The organism is Bifidobacterium sp. B4142 (genome assembly GCF_026537325.1).
In the GTDB taxonomy this organism is placed as follows: Bacteria; Actinomycetota; Actinomycetes; order Actinomycetales; family Bifidobacteriaceae; genus Bombiscardovia.
Genome location: NZ_JAFNMJ010000007.1, coordinates 43288 through 56782, shown reverse-complemented (window position 1 = coordinate 56782; position 13495 = coordinate 43288). Strand labels below are relative to the sequence as shown.

General features: G+C 60.1%; 15 protein-coding genes and 1 tRNA gene. 7 read left to right on the top strand and 9 right to left on the bottom strand.

Annotated features, from left to right (window positions below; translation table 11 throughout):
- Positions 1-373: hypothetical protein (locus J3U06_RS08950; protein ID WP_267444958.1), on the top strand; the 373-nt coding region annotated here is incomplete at its 5' end.
- Positions 374-499: 126 nt separating this feature from the next.
- Here the strand turns inward: J3U06_RS08950 and J3U06_RS08945 are convergent.
- Positions 500-576, bottom strand: a tRNA-Pro gene (locus J3U06_RS08945).
- 179 nt (positions 577-755) lie between these two features.
- Between J3U06_RS08945 and J3U06_RS08940 the strand changes: the two genes are divergently transcribed.
- The 6 genes from J3U06_RS08940 (at position 756) to J3U06_RS08915 (ending at position 8365) form a co-directional block, all read left to right on the top strand.
- Complete coding sequence (locus J3U06_RS08940; protein ID WP_198200628.1) at positions 756-2186, top strand: UTP--glucose-1-phosphate uridylyltransferase; 1431 nt, start codon at positions 756-758, stop codon at positions 2184-2186.
- Positions 2187-2330: 144 nt separating this feature from the next.
- Entirely contained in the window at positions 2331-4286 is a 1956-nt protein-coding gene (locus J3U06_RS08935; protein ID WP_267431216.1) for a helix-turn-helix transcriptional regulator, read from the top strand.
- Positions 4287-4307: 21 nt separating this feature from the next.
- Positions 4308-4631, top strand: coding sequence for a hypothetical protein (locus tag J3U06_RS08930; protein WP_267444957.1), 324 nt, complete (start codon positions 4308-4310; stop codon positions 4629-4631).
- 13 nt (positions 4632-4644) lie between these two features.
- A complete protein-coding gene (locus J3U06_RS08925) occupies positions 4645-7209 on the top strand; it encodes a DEAD/DEAH box helicase (RefSeq protein WP_267444956.1) in 2565 nt (854 codons plus the stop codon).
- Between the two features lie 84 nt (positions 7210-7293).
- Positions 7294-7641 carry an RNA polymerase-binding protein RbpA gene (locus J3U06_RS08920; RefSeq protein WP_220237292.1) on the top strand — a complete coding sequence of 116 codons (348 nt, stop codon included), beginning with the start codon at positions 7294-7296 and terminating at the stop codon, positions 7639-7641.
- A complete protein-coding gene (locus J3U06_RS08915) occupies positions 7634-8365 on the top strand; it encodes an HAD hydrolase-like protein (RefSeq protein ID WP_267400020.1) in 732 nt (243 codons plus the stop codon). Before J3U06_RS08920 ends, J3U06_RS08915 begins: the two co-directional genes overlap by 8 nt.
- 158 nt (positions 8366-8523) lie before the next feature.
- On the opposite strand, the gene J3U06_RS08910 is transcribed toward J3U06_RS08915, so the two are convergent.
- Genes J3U06_RS08910 through J3U06_RS08875 form a run of 8 tightly spaced genes read right to left on the bottom strand, consistent with a single transcriptional unit; the run spans position 8524 to position 13490 of the window.
- Positions 8524-9120 carry a MerR family transcriptional regulator gene (locus tag J3U06_RS08910; protein WP_416378836.1) on the bottom strand — a complete coding sequence of 199 codons (597 nt, stop codon included), beginning with the start codon at positions 9118-9120 and terminating at the stop codon, positions 8524-8526.
- A gap of 14 nt (positions 9121-9134) precedes the next feature.
- Positions 9135-9578 (bottom strand): FHA domain-containing protein, encoded by a 444-nt coding sequence (locus tag J3U06_RS08905; RefSeq protein ID WP_267400022.1) that lies wholly within the window; start codon positions 9576-9578, stop codon positions 9135-9137.
- Positions 9579-9584: 6 nt separating this feature from the next.
- Entirely contained in the window at positions 9585-10418 is an 834-nt protein-coding gene (locus tag J3U06_RS08900) for a DUF881 domain-containing protein (RefSeq protein ID WP_024627696.1), read from the bottom strand.
- Between the two features lie 4 nt (positions 10419-10422).
- Positions 10423-10755 (bottom strand): small basic family protein, encoded by a 333-nt coding sequence (locus J3U06_RS08895; protein WP_015021764.1) that lies wholly within the window; start codon positions 10753-10755, stop codon positions 10423-10425.
- Position 10756: 1 nt separating this feature from the next.
- On the bottom strand, positions 10757-11713 hold the full coding sequence (locus J3U06_RS08890) for a DUF881 domain-containing protein (RefSeq protein ID WP_267400025.1): 957 nt from the start codon (positions 11711-11713) through the stop codon (positions 10757-10759).
- Positions 11706-12320 (bottom strand): CDP-alcohol phosphatidyltransferase family protein, encoded by a 615-nt coding sequence (locus tag J3U06_RS08885; RefSeq protein ID WP_029676262.1) that lies wholly within the window; start codon positions 12318-12320, stop codon positions 11706-11708. The genes J3U06_RS08890 and J3U06_RS08885 overlap by 8 nt, the downstream gene beginning before the upstream one ends.
- 4 nt (positions 12321-12324) lie before the next feature.
- Entirely contained in the window at positions 12325-13176 is an 852-nt protein-coding gene (gene hisG / locus J3U06_RS08880) for an ATP phosphoribosyltransferase (RefSeq protein ID WP_267444955.1), read from the bottom strand.
- Between the two features lie 50 nt (positions 13177-13226).
- Positions 13227-13490 carry a phosphoribosyl-ATP diphosphatase gene (locus J3U06_RS08875; RefSeq protein WP_024627692.1) on the bottom strand — a complete coding sequence of 88 codons (264 nt, stop codon included), beginning with the start codon at positions 13488-13490 and terminating at the stop codon, positions 13227-13229.
- Between the last annotated feature and the right edge of the window lie 5 nt (positions 13491-13495).

Sequence of the window (13495 nt, the reverse complement as noted above, 5' to 3'; positions counted from 1 at the left end):
GACATCTCGGGCCAGACCCAGGGCGGTGGATTTGATTATGACCCTCTACCAGGCTCCCGCAGTTGTCCTGGGTACGCTCCTTTGTAGTTCTGCACAGAACAGGAGGATACCGGCGACCTCAACCCTGACCGTCCGCCAGGCCGAAGCCAGCCGCAAACGTCAACTGATCCAGGTTGACTACCACGACCTACGTAATTGGACGGAAGAGGATGGCGCAGAGGACTTCCGCCAGTATCAGCGCAGGAATGCATCCGCAGAGACCATCAACATCAAGGGAAGGCGCGGCCGAGTTGCCGGGGACTCTGAGAAAGAAGCTGATGACGGCTTACGCTCAGCTCAACGCCGACCCCGAAGATCTTCTGGCCGATCATGAACTCACAGCTGGCGAATGAAGGGAAACGTGAAGAACGAGCGAAGCGACGGATATATGCAAATAGGTATCAAAGGGCCTGGAACTACAAATAATTCCAAGGCCTAAGACCTTGGAATCGTTGCTATTTGGTCGGGCCGGCGGGATTTGAACCCGCGACCCCTTGACCCCCAGTCAAGTGCGCTACCAAACTGCGCTACGGCCCGACGGTGCATCAGCACCGAGTAGAGATAGTAGCACAGCGTCACCGGGCCGACAATGGCCCGGCGAGTCCCGGCAGACAAGTGCAGACAGACGGGGCCACCTGATCGACTTGCTATCATGATTCTTGACGGTCGGCGCAACCCGCGTCGGCCGCAAGTCGTCCCAGCCCGGAAGGGGTTTCATGAGCACAGACGTTTTCGACCTTTCGGCCGCAAAGATGCGCGACAAGGGCATGAGCGAAGTCTCCATCAACCAGTTCAGGCACCTCTACGAAACCTGGGAACGGGGAGATGCCAAAGCCTGCGTGCGTGAAAAGGACATCACCCCGCTCAAGGACGTGCCCCGCACCAAGGACATCCACGACGCCATGGACATGGACATGGCACTGGACGCATTCTCCCGCACCGCCTTCATCAAGCTCAACGGTGGTCTGGGAACCTCCATGGGTCTGGAAAAGGCCAAGTCCCTGCTGCCCATCCGCCGCCACAAGGCCCGACGGATGCGCTTTCTGGACATCATCATGGGCCAGGTGCTGACAGCCCGCAAGCGCCTAGGGGTGCCGCTGCCACTGATCTTCATGAACTCCTTCCGCACCTCACGAGACACCATGCGCGCGGTCAAGCAGGACCGCCGCTTCGTCCAAAACGAGGTGCCCATGGAGATCATTCAGCACATCGAACCCAAAATCGATGCCGAAACCGGCCGTCCTGTCGACTTCCCAGCCAAGCCCGACCTGGAATGGTGCCCTCCCGGCCACGGCGACATCTTCTCGACCATCTGGGAGACGGGCTTGCTGGACACGCTCAAGGAGCAGGGGATCGACTACCTGTTCATCTCAAACTCCGACAACCTGGGCGCCAGGCCTTCAAGGACCCTGGCCGGCTATTTCGCGCAGTCCGGAGCGCCCTTCATGATCGAGGTGGCCGAGCGGACCGAGGCTGACCGCAAGGGCGGCCACATCGTCATCGACAAGGCCAGCGGACGCCTCATCCTGCGAGAGATGTCCCAGGTGGATCCGCACGACCGCAGCTCGGCCATGTCCATCCGCAAGCATCCCTACTTCAATACCAACAGCATCTGGGTCAGAGTCGATGCCCTGCGCGACAAGCTGGCCGAGTACGACGGGGTGCTGCCCCTGCCCATCATCGAGAACCGCAAGACCGTCGATCCCACCGACCCTTCCACCAGACCCGTGGTGCAACTGGAGACCGCCATGGGTTCCGCCGCCACGCTCTTTGAGGGAGCCATCTGCGTGCAGGTGGACCGCATGCGCTTCCTGCCCGTCAAGACCACCGACGACCTGTTCATCATGCGCTCCGACCGTTTCCACCTGACCGACTCCTACGAGATGGAGGATGGCAACTACGATTTCCCCAACGTCCAACTGGATGAGCGCTACTACAAGTACATTGCCGACTTCGATGAGCGCTTCCCCTACGGGGTTCCCAGCCTGGCGGCTGCCAACTCGGTCACTATCGAGGGGGACTGGACCTTCGGCAGGGATGTGACCCTGTATGCGGATGCCCATCTGAGCGATCGGGGACGTTCCTCATACGTGCCCAACGGCCAGTATGTGGGACCCCAGGGTATCGAACCGGACGAGTGGGTCTAAAGCCAGGCGCAAGAGGGTTCAGCCTGTCAAGAAAAGGGACCGTATTTGAGTGTTTGGCTCCCACGTTCCTGAAAATGAATCTATGATAGACAGATGTGCGTTAGGCGCACTGATAGTCAAAATTTTAACGATACGCGAGGACTGATGGCAGAAGGTACGAACGGAAGACGGCGTTTCTCTGATAAGTGGGGCAAACACGAACTCGATGTCCTGGCCGTCTTATCGTCCGCTTTTCCTCAATGGTTGACTTCTCGGCAGATAGCGCAGCGGGTCAAGGCCTATGCCGACTCTTACGGTGAGCTGGCCGATCAGGCTGCCAAGGCCGCCTTCGCCAAGCAGTTCCAGCGTGACCGGGCCAAGCTGGCAGCCATGGGAATCGCCATCGAATCCCGCCAGCCCGAGTACTCCTCCAAGTCCGAGGGGCAGGATTTCGCCTCCTACCGCCTGCAACTGGGGGACGAACCCCGCATCCGTATGCACTTCAACCAGGAGGACATGCCGGTGCTGGCCGCAGCCAACTATCTGGCCCGTTCCATCGCCATGTCCCAGGAGGCATGCGAAGAGCCCGTCCGCCCGGCCTCGCGCACCACTCCTCGGGTGCCGCAGGTGCCCATCCCTGGTCTGGGCCTGGATTCCATAGCTCCTGGACTGGGTACCCAGCGCATTCCCGACAATCTGGTCAAGGTCATAGACTCCCGCCGCTTCGCCGCCACCGTGGACGTGGACGGAGAGAATCTGAACGTGGCCTATGCCGATTCGGACGATCTGGCCATGTTCGTTCTGGAACACCCCGATGCATCCATCGTCAGCCCGCAGGAGGCCGCAGACGCCTTCCGGCGGCGCCTGGATTCTGCCGCCCGCTTCAAGTTGGCCGACGAGTCGATAAGCCCCGGCGCGGCAACGGTCATTTCCCCGGAGATCGCTCGCACCAGCGTCGAGCACTTCGCCACCGACCTCAGTGACGACGACACCGACCTCAGACACGCTCGCCGGGCCAGCGCATCCTCCTTCCAGACCGGGTCCGAGGTGGACCGTCGACTGCGGCTCATGCTCTTCCTGTCCGCACACCTGGGCGAGGAGTTCTCCCTGGCCGAGCTGGCCGAGCGCTTCATCGGCCACCCCAACAGCAAGGAAGAACTGCGCAAGTACGTCAACACCATCCACAAGGACATCAACACCCTGACCACGGTCTCGGACGACGGTGAGATGGCCGGCAGCCAATTCTTCGACATCGACTGGTCCCTGCTGGACGACAGCGGCATCGTCTCGGCCACCAACTCGCTGGGCCTGGAGCGGCTGGCCGGCATTTCGCCCCAGTACCTGAGCATGCTGACCGCCTCGCTCAGCTATCTGGCCCATTCACCCCTGTTGCCCGAGCAGTCCCGGACCCAGGCCGAGTCGCTCTACCAGCGTCTGCGCACGCATGTTGGGCCGGGCGAGACACCCTGGCTCTCCCTCACCGGGTATGAGACCGAGCCCAAGAGCTTCTCGGTGGTCCGCCGGGCCATTAAGACCGAGTCACTTCTGGACATGGAATACACGGACGCTGCCGGCCGCACCCGCCGCAAGGTGGTGGCCCCAGCCAAGATCTTCGTGGATGAGGGCGTCTACTATGTCGCCGCCTGGACCGACATCGGCGATGCAGCAGAGGGCACTGAGGCTGCGGACGCTCCCTCGGATTCCAGCCGCCACCTCAGGCAGGGCACCGGGCGCAACCGGCAGTGGCAGGTTCTGCGAATCGCCAGAATCGAGCATGCGACCATCGTCAAGCCCAGCCACAAGGTGGAGTTCCCGGACGTGCCAGTCAGCGAACTGCGCAAGTGGTCCTTCGACAACGGCACGGCTGCGGTCTTCATTACCGACCGGCCGGATCTGCCCTACATCAAGTCGCTGCCGGGCGCCTCGGTGGAGCCCTGCGGATCCGGGCAGAAAGTCCACCTGACCGTCTCCTCGGACTCCTGGTTCGTAGCCTTCTGCATCGCCCACGCCAAGCACATCACCGCAGTGGCGCCCAAGACCCTGCGCACCATGATCCTGGCCCGCGCCCAACGCGAGATCACCATCAGTGACGCCCACGACAAGGAGCAGGACCGGCACTAGCCCCGGTCGGAGAGGAGTCACATGCCTGGATGGATCTGGATCCCTTTGGTGATCTTCATGCTGGCCATGCTGATCGGGGGAGCCGTCTACGCCATCCGCCACGCCATGGCAGCCAGCCGCTCCATAGGGCGGGTCTCGGACGATCTGAACCGTCACATGCCGCAACCCCCGGCAGCAGGGCGGTCCCAAGCAACGGATAGGACCGAGGGTCCGGCCTTCGCCCTGCCTCTGTCGCAGTCAACCGAGCGATACAGCCAGGCCCATGCTCTGGTCCTGCAGCGCAAGGAGCAGCGTAGGAGGAATCACGGCCGCACCTGGCGGCGGTGGAAGCAGTTCAATAAGTAGTTCTTGGAGGAACATGTCAGGTCATCGTCACCACGGACAGGATTCAACAGCATCCGAACCGGGGCCGGCGGAACGCTACGCCCGTTTCAGTCGTCACCGCAAGCGCATGACCGGGGCTCCCGCACGCTTTCAGTCCAAGCTGCCCTTCCCCCTGGATGACTTCCAGCTGGAGGCCATCACCGCCCTTGAGGATGGCGACAACGTCCTGGTGGCCGCTCCGACCGGCGCCGGCAAGACCATCGTGGCTGACTTCGCAGTATTTTTGGCCCAGGAACAGAACGTCAAGACCTTCTACACCACCCCCATCAAGGCGCTGAGCAACCAGAAATACCATGACCTGGTCGACCGATACGGCGAGGACCGGGTGGGGCTGCTGACCGGCGACACCTCCATCAACTCCGAGGCGGACATCGTGGTCATGACCACCGAGGTCCTGCGCAACATGCTCTACGAGCAGTCCTCTACCCTGATGGCCCTGAAATACGTGATCCTGGATGAGGTCCACTATCTGGCCGACCGTTTCCGGGGGCCCGTCTGGGAAGAGGTCATCATCCATCTTCCGGCTTCAACCCGAATCGTGGGGTTGTCGGCCACCGTGTCCAACGTGGAGGAGTTCTCCGACTGGATCTCCTCAGTGCGCGGACGCACCCATCTGGTGGTCTCCGAGAGACGGCCCGTACCGCTGGAACAGCATGTCCTGGTCCAGGCCGACAGGCACACCGAGCCCGAGATCTTGGACTTGTATCGGCATGACGGTTCAGGACGGCAGACCCCAAAGATCAACCCGCGTCTGGTCTCCAGGCTGGCCCAGCTGGACAAGGCTGGGCAGGAGCGCGCCCAGGCCCGCGACCAGGGGCACCGCCACCGTCATGGCCGGGGCGGCAGACCGGAGCGGCGAACGGGGGAGCGGTATCGACCAAGCCGGGCCGATGTGGTCGATGAGCTGGACTTCATGGATATGCTGCCCGGCATCTACTTCATCTTCTCGCGCACCGGCTGCGACCAGGCCGTCCAGCAGTGCATCCGAGCAGGGTTGCAGCTGACCACCGATGAGGAAGCCCGCCGCATACGGCACATCGTGGACTCCATGGCAGCCGGCCAGCTCAGCAAGGAGGATCTCAAAGCGCTGGGATTCGCCCAGTTCCGCTTCGCTCTGGAGCAGGGCTTCGCCGCCCATCATGCCGGCGTCGTCACTCTCTTTCGGCAGATAGTCGAACACTTGTTCGAGTTAGGACTTCTCAAGGTGGTCTTCGCCACCGAGACCCTGGCCTTGGGCATCAATATGCCCGCCCGTTGCGTGGTGGCCGAGAAGCTGGAGAAATTCGACGGGACAGGCCATGTAGCTCTTACGCCTGGCGAGTTCACCCAGCTGACCGGTCGAGCCGGCCGGCGCGGCATCGACGACATTGGTCATGTAGTGGTGGTCGACCACCGGGACTTCAGCCCCAAGACCATGGCTGCGCTGTCCAGCCGGAGGGTTTACCCGCTGCACTCCAGCTTCCGGCCCACCTTCAACATGGCCGTCAACCTGCTCAACTCATCCAGCTACACGCGTGCCCGGGACACCCTGGACCACTCCTTTGCCCAGTGGGAGGCCAACCGATCAGCCTCCGAGCTGGAGGAGCGCATCGAGACCCTGACCAGCGGCCTGGAGGACTACCGGAAAGCTGCTCAGTGCAACCGTGGCGATCTGATCGAGTTCATGCGTATCCGTGCGGCCCTCTCTTCGGCCCAGAAAAACGATCGCCGCCGACTGAAACGGCAACGATTCACCAGCGAGAAGGCCCGCAACCGGGCATTCTGCGACCTTGACCGGCATATCGACCAGCTGCGTGAGCAGGAGCGCAACCATCCCTGCCGCCAGTGCCCTGACCTGCCCAAGCATCTGCGCTGGGGGAATCGATGGATCCGCATGGATAAGGAGCTGCAGCGCACCCGGGAACAGTACGAGTCCAAAACAGGGTCAGTCTCACGACAGTTCGACAGGATCTGCCAGATTCTGGCTGACCTGTGCTACACCCGGCCTATGGGCCCAGACGTCTGCCGACTGACCCGGAAGGGCCAGCTGCTCCGGCGCATTTACAGCGAGCAGGATCTGAGTCTTGCAGAGATCCTTGATCGGGGCATCCTCAATGATCTGGAGCCCGCCGAACTGGCAGCCGCAGTCTCCGGACTAGTCTACGAATCTCGCCGTGGGGTGGGGGAGCAGCCGGGGGAGAGGGCCGGATACCGGGCTCACAGGCTGGTTGAGGCCATGGAGGATATGAAACGTCAGTGGTCCCAAGTGCAGGAACGCTGCGATCAGGCTGGATTGGAACTGCCCCCGGAACTCGACTTTGGCTTGGGACCGACCATCTACGACTGGGCCTGTGGCGACTCGCTGACCACCATCCTGCGTGACAGCGATCTGACGGCAGGGGACTTTGTGCGCAACGCCAAGCGCCTGTCCGATGTGCTCACCCAGATCGTCCAGGTGGAACCCTACCTGGGCAGGGGAGGACATCACCTTGCCAGGACTGCCAGCATCGCCGCCGACCAGGTCAATCGCGGCATTGTGGCTTATACGGGCGTGGAGTGAACACGACCGCAGACAGGGAATAAGTTTCAGGTCAACACTGTTCTGTAGCTTGGAGGCAGTGACGGACATAAGTATGGAGGAATCATGGCAGAGCGCAGTCTTCGCGGCATGAGTATCGGGGCGAAGTCCCTGGAATCCGATCAGAATGTGGATTTCGCAGCACGCAGCGAGGTCGCCTACATCTGCCCCAAGGGCCATCGGACCATTCTGCCGCTGGCTGAGGGCGCTGAGGTGCCGCAGGAGTGGGAGTGCCGTTGCGGGCAGATCGCTCAACTCGAGGGGCATGACGAGCAGGAGTCCGGCAAAACCGGCAAACCGACCAGGACCCACTGGGACATGCTGCTGGAGCGCCGGTCCGAGGATGAGCTCAAAGCCGTACTGGACAAGCGCCTGAAAATGCACCGAGAAGGATGGTTCCCCGATTATGAGTAAATCACCGCGCCGCCTGGTTCTGCTGGATCTGGACGGCACCCTGACCGCCTCGCATCCGGGCATTATCGCCTCTGTGGTACAAACTTTCAAAGAGCTTGGTCATCCTGTGCCCGATGAGAGCGAACTTCGACGATTCATCGGACCAGCTATCGAAGCATCCTTGCGCCACAACGGCATCAGGGAGGAAGACATCGATAAGGGCGTACAGATCTACCGGCGCTATTACAGCGAGTTAGCAGCATTCGAGGATCCGAAGCATCCTGGCCAACACATTCCTGGACGCCTGCTCGCCACTGTCTTCGACGGCATCATCGAACAGCTGAGTCGTATGCGCAAACATGGTCTGACATTGGCTGTGGCCACCTGCAAACCCGAGTACCAGGCTCTACCGGTCTGTGACCACTTCGGACTGACACCACTGGTGGATGGCATCTATGGCGCCAGCAAGGACTCCACAAGAACCACCAAGGCCCAGGTCATCACCTACGCACTTGAGCAGACTGGCTTCAATGCAAAACTCGGCGACCGAGCCCTTATGGCCGGTGACCGCTGGACTGATGCCGATGGGGCGCTGGAAACCGGCCTGGACTGCCTGGGATGCCGCTGGGGCTATGCCGAGCCCGGAGAGCTGGAATCTCACGGCTGCTATCGAGTCATCGACCAGGTCGATCAATTGTGCCAAGCTGCCGAGGATTACTTCGACAACGATCAGACTCAGCACTGAGGATGCCACTGCAAGGTCAGCGCCAATGGATTGACCATGAATCGCTGGAAACGTCAGAATACTATCAGGATACTGATAGTGACCTAGTAAGCCGATAATGTACGTTATGTCAAATTTCTTTTCGTTTTTCTCCCCTGTTTCGGCTTCCACCGCGACAATCATGCAGCCCGCTGGCGCTGCTCGTGCTGCTGCTCCAGACGCTGGCGCAGACGCATGGCCGTCAGCTCGTCGATAGGCCGCTCAGGCAGACCCGGGGTCAGCTGTCCAGTAGTCAAATCCACATGATCACAGGTCTGCAGCTCAAGATCCATGCGATGCCAGATAGCACCCACAGAGATAGCAAAAACGGCACGCCCGGACTGCATCAGCGCAAAGACCTGATCAGGTCCTGAACATTCGGTGACCTGATCACCATCGCAGACCACCGTTACATGCTCGAGTTGACCAACAGTTCGACGCTCGAGATAGTTCACCGTATTCGTGGCATTGACCAAATTGACACCGGCATCCAAGAGACGCTTGAGGACAGCCAGGATAACCGCATCCTTGAAGGAGTAGAGCCTACGGGAGCCTGACCCGTGTGAGGCCTTGATTGACGGCTCTACAATCCTTTTGCGAGCCCAGTAATCCAGCTGCCGATAGGTGATGCCGGCCACCTTGGCTGCGACCGTTCCCCGGTAACCCCGGGTCGTGCCCTCAGCCTGCTCAGGCGAAAAGAGTTCACCCTGTACCAGCGTCGGCATCTCACCGGCCATGTCATGCCCCCCTGTCAGTTCTTGGCGATGACTGCCCGATTATCGAAGTAGACCAATCTGAACTTGCCGATCATGATCTCGTCGCCATTGTGCAGGTCGGCCTGGTCCACGCGTTCGCGGTTGACATAAGTGCCGTTGAGACTGCCAGTATCCTCGACCCGAAAACCATGGTCAGTCCGCACGAATATGGCGTGCGCCCGGGAGACTGTCGAATCGTCCAACAGAATGTCCGCCTTCGGATCACGACCCACGCTGACCTGATCCTCGTCCAACAGATAGCGCGATCCTGACACCGCTCCCCTGGTAGAGATCAGCAGGGCTGTACCTTCAGGCAATCGTGCCATGGTCACCAAGTCGTCCTTGGTCAGTGGACGGTCACCGTTGGAGGTGACTGGAATGTTCAGGGCCGGCATGCCGATGATGGTCGTCTCGCCCGCAGTGGGAATAGGATCTGTCATAATTGACTATTCTACAGGCTTTGCATACTGGTAGTCCTGCACGCGTCGAACCTGGTCGATTCTGACACTATTCGACTGCTCCACGGATACGGTCGCATGGAACTGCACCTTGATCCGCGAACCCACTCCCCCGGCGATCTGGACGGCATTCTGCAGGCTGTCCGGATCCCCAATGGCCTTGACAACGTAGGGGCTGCGCAGCTTGGCGTGGTCACACTGCAGGCCGGTGCGGGTGTCCAACAGATAAGTACTGGTAACCACCCGGACATCGTTGAAGGATATGACCTCAGCGCCAGCATTGCGCAGCTCTTCGATCAGATTGAACATGGTAGAAGCATCCACCCGATCACTGTCTTCGGTGACTGTCACCACCACTCCCCTGCCTTGTGCAGGCAGCCGCCCGGCAAGGATGCCGCTGCTCTGCTCATTCTGCTGGGCTATGCGGGCAGCTTCCTTTTGCTTGTCGGCGGCGGACTTGATGGAGGTCAGCTGCTGGTTGAGCTGGCTCTTGCGCTCCTCCAGCTTGTCGACCTGGTTGCTGGTCTCATCCAGCACCCGTACCAGCTCCTCCTCGGACAGACTCTGGTAGGAGGACTGGTTATTATGCACCTGGACCGCATAACCAAAGCCCAACAGGGCGCACATCAGGGCCACCAGGACGCTGGTAACCAGCCTGACCCTGGTGGCGTTGGAATTAAGGGTGCGCAGAGGCCGACGGCGAACCACCGGAAAAGCACCGGTCTGCGTGTCGTCGGCCGGAGCCCTGACCCGTCCAGGCCTCCTAGGCGGAATGCTCTTGGGCATTCCCTCATCGCGCTTCTTCCTCAGGGTGTGTCTCATATGCTCACCCCTTGAAAATGAACCGTCGAATAGCGGAGACGTTGGAGAAGATGCGGATGCCCAGCACCACAATGACGGCCGTAGACAGCTGAGAGCCCACGCCCAGCTGGTTACCCAGGAAGACCAGAAGAGTTGCCGTGATCACATTGGAGATGAAGGAGACCACAAAGACCCGGTCCGAGAAGCTGCGTTCGAAGTAGGAACGGACCGCGCCCATCAGGGCATCCAGAGCGGCCACCACCATGATGGGCAAATAAGGCTGCAGGACAATGGGAATGTCGGGCTTGAGGAAGATGCCCGCCACCACGCCTAGGATCAGGCCGAGAATTGCCGACATGTCAATGACTCCTTCCGGCATAGGACAGATTGGGCAAACTCACTGCATTCAGACTCAGGCGTCGCTGTTTGACCACATTGACAGTGATGTTCGCCTTCTTCAGGTCCCGCAGACGGCCCTGCAGATCGCTACGAACCATCAGATCGGACAAGGCACCTTGATCGCCGATGGCTTCGATCTTATAGGGTGACTCGATCGAGGTGGTCCCCACCAAAATGGTCTGACCGGCCGTACGCACTGATGTCTGTGTTCCTATTCTATTGCCGTTGATGGCGATGGCTTCGGCCCCCGCAGACCAAAGCTTGGTCAGGAACCACTGCAGGTCCTGGTCGGTGAGCAATTTGATCTGATCAGCATTCTCCCGGGAATCTTTGGAGGCAATGGGGTTGGCCAAGGTGATGACGACACCCTGCCCCTGCACCTTGCTGGTGCCGTTGGTCAGATCGTCAGCGGTCTGCGTACTGCTTTGCCCCTGGCCGCCCTCCTGAGCCGAGAGCGTATCGATGTTGCCATTAAGATCCGAGATCTGACTGTTGAGATCGTTGGCACGCTTGCTGACCGCCTCCACCTGGGAGATGAGCTTCTCACGTACCTTCTGACGGGGGTCCCGGTGCAACACCTGCACTATACCCGTGCCTGCCAGGCCGACCAGTACACAAATGACGAAGACCAGTATTCGGTTGACCCATACGCTCAGCGGCGATCTACGCTCGGCGGGCAGCAGACGGGCATCCTCGAACATGGGATCCATAGGACGGTTGGTCAGGTCGTCAATCAGCCTCAGAGACTCATCAGCCATGCGCCGACGCATGGATTCCTGAGCAGGCTCCGAGCTCTCCTGGTCTACATAGTGGCGTTCCAGACCTGCACTGGAATGCGAAAAAGCCGCCCGACGGTGAATCAAGGCACGGTCAGGCGGCACGTGGAAGGATTCGGGGGTCATCTGCGGCTCAGTCATGATGGCTGTCCTGACGAAGCAATCCGATGCCCTGGCGTGCGTAGATCAGCCCTGCCAGCCAGTAAAGGCCAACCCCCCAGATGACGGCCGCAAGTGCCACCAGGTGGAAGAGACGGAAGAAGGTTGAGGTGCCCACATCCGCAAAAATCAGGGCCGGTATGGCCAGCATGAGCACGGCCGTTCCGGTCTTGCCGGCGAAGTGCACGGGCAAGGGGCCATAATCGTGCTGGGCCAGCGCCAAAACCAACAGACCCATGAGCACATCCCGGACACCTACTAGGGCCAGAAGCCACCATGGCAGTATGGAGGCGATGCTCAGGGCAAGGACGGAACAGAGAATCAGCAGCCGATCGGCAACCGGATCAAGGATCTGCCCCAGCTTGCTGACCTGGTTGAACCTACGGGCAATGATCCCATCCACACCGTCTGAAAGGGCCGAAATCAGCATGACCACCAAGGAAATGATCAGATGACGGTTGGCCACCAGATAGGCAATAAGAGGTATGGAGAGGATACGAAGCAGGCTGATGACATTGGGTACGGTGAGAATTACCGACCTTGGCTCAGGGCTGTACCTGCTGCGTGAAATTCGATCAATCAGTGCCATCCGACTACATTCTAGAAGCTTGAAGGGCAGTTACAAGGATGGCACGCGCACCGATCTCATAGAGGCGATCCATGAGGTTGTTCACCTGGTCCCTGGGAACCATGGCCCTGACTGCGGCCCACTGCTTGTCGTGCAGGGAGGAGACTGTCGGCGACTCATAGCCTGGTGTGATGCCCACGGCCATGGCCACGCGTTCAACCGGGATGTCATAATCCATCAGTACATAGCGGCGGGCTGTCAGCACACCCTCCAGCCTGCGGGACATGACCGCCAACCGCTCATCATCTGGATCCAGACGGGGTGATCTGATGAGAATCCCCTCCGATTTCAGAATCGGATCGCCGAAGACCCGTAGCCCGGCGTTACGCAGGGTGGTGCCGGTGGAGACCACATCGGCGATCAGGTCGGCTACCCCGAGCTTGACTGAGGACTCCACTGCGCCGTCCAAGTGGATCAGTTCGGCCTTGAGTCCCTTGCTGGTCAGGTAGTTCTCAAGAAGCCGGTCGAAAGTAGTGCCAATGCGCTTGCCGTCCACGTCCTGCAAGGTGTTGATGGCACTGGCTTCCGGAGCGGCGAATCTGAAGGTGGACGCACCGAATCCTAACTGCGTGACCTCGACGGCCCGGGTTCCGGAGTTGAGCAGAAGGTCACGCCCGGTGATGCCCAGATCGATGGTTCCCAAGCCGACATAGACCGCTATGTCGTTGGGCCTTAAGTAAAAGAGCTGAATGTCGTTGTCAACGTCATCCACCACCAGTTGCCGATCGTTGGAACGCAGACGATAGCCAGACTCTGACAGCAGCCTCCATGCGGGCTGGGACAACATGCCCTTATTGGGCACCGCGACCTTCAACACGGCAACCTCCTAATTGCGGAAGCGAATCTACAGCGGGATAGGATCAGGGGTCACAGATACCTGTAGACATCCTCCAGGGTGATGCCCCGATCGATCATCATGACCTGAATGTGGTACAGCAGTTGGCTCATCTCCTCGGCCGTCCGCTCCTTGCCCTCATACTCAGCGGCGATCCAGGTCTCTCCAGCCTCTTCATTGATTTTCTTGCCGATGAAATGCGTGCCCTTATCCAGCTCGCCTACGGTCAAGGATCCTTCCGGACGTTCCTTGGCCTTGGTCGTAAGCTCCTCAAACAACCCATCGAAGGTCTTCATCTGGC

What these genes read in the sequence shown, in the direction of transcription:
- J3U06_RS08910 (WP_416378836.1), bottom strand. Translation starts at nt 9,120, where the DNA reads ATGGCCGGTGAGATGCCGACGCTGGTACAGGGTGAACTCTTTTCGCCT.
- J3U06_RS08935 (WP_267431216.1), top strand. Translation starts at nt 2,331, where the DNA reads ATGGCAGAAGGTACGAACGGAAGACGGCGTTTCTCTGATAAGTGGGGC.
- J3U06_RS08900 (WP_024627696.1), bottom strand. Translation starts at nt 10,418, where the DNA reads ATGAGACACACCCTGAGGAAGAAGCGCGATGAGGGAATGCCCAAGAGC.
- J3U06_RS08875 (WP_024627692.1), bottom strand. Translation starts at nt 13,490, where the DNA reads ATGAAGACCTTCGATGGGTTGTTTGAGGAGCTTACGACCAAGGCCAAG.
- J3U06_RS08885 (WP_029676262.1), bottom strand. Translation starts at nt 12,320, where the DNA reads ATGGCACTGATTGATCGAATTTCACGCAGCAGGTACAGCCCTGAGCCA.
- J3U06_RS08905 (WP_267400022.1), bottom strand. Translation starts at nt 9,578, where the DNA reads ATGACAGATCCTATTCCCACTGCGGGCGAGACGACCATCATCGGCATG.
- J3U06_RS08940 (WP_198200628.1), top strand. Translation starts at nt 756, where the DNA reads ATGAGCACAGACGTTTTCGACCTTTCGGCCGCAAAGATGCGCGACAAG.
- J3U06_RS08920 (WP_220237292.1), top strand. Translation starts at nt 7,294, where the DNA reads ATGGCAGAGCGCAGTCTTCGCGGCATGAGTATCGGGGCGAAGTCCCTG.
- J3U06_RS08895 (WP_015021764.1), bottom strand. Translation starts at nt 10,755, where the DNA reads ATGTCGGCAATTCTCGGCCTGATCCTAGGCGTGGTGGCGGGCATCTTC.
- J3U06_RS08925 (WP_267444956.1), top strand. Translation starts at nt 4,645, where the DNA reads ATGTCAGGTCATCGTCACCACGGACAGGATTCAACAGCATCCGAACCG.
- J3U06_RS08930 (WP_267444957.1), top strand. Translation starts at nt 4,308, where the DNA reads ATGCCTGGATGGATCTGGATCCCTTTGGTGATCTTCATGCTGGCCATG.
- J3U06_RS08915 (WP_267400020.1), top strand. Translation starts at nt 7,634, where the DNA reads ATGAGTAAATCACCGCGCCGCCTGGTTCTGCTGGATCTGGACGGCACC.
- J3U06_RS08890 (WP_267400025.1), bottom strand. Translation starts at nt 11,713, where the DNA reads ATGACTGAGCCGCAGATGACCCCCGAATCCTTCCACGTGCCGCCTGAC.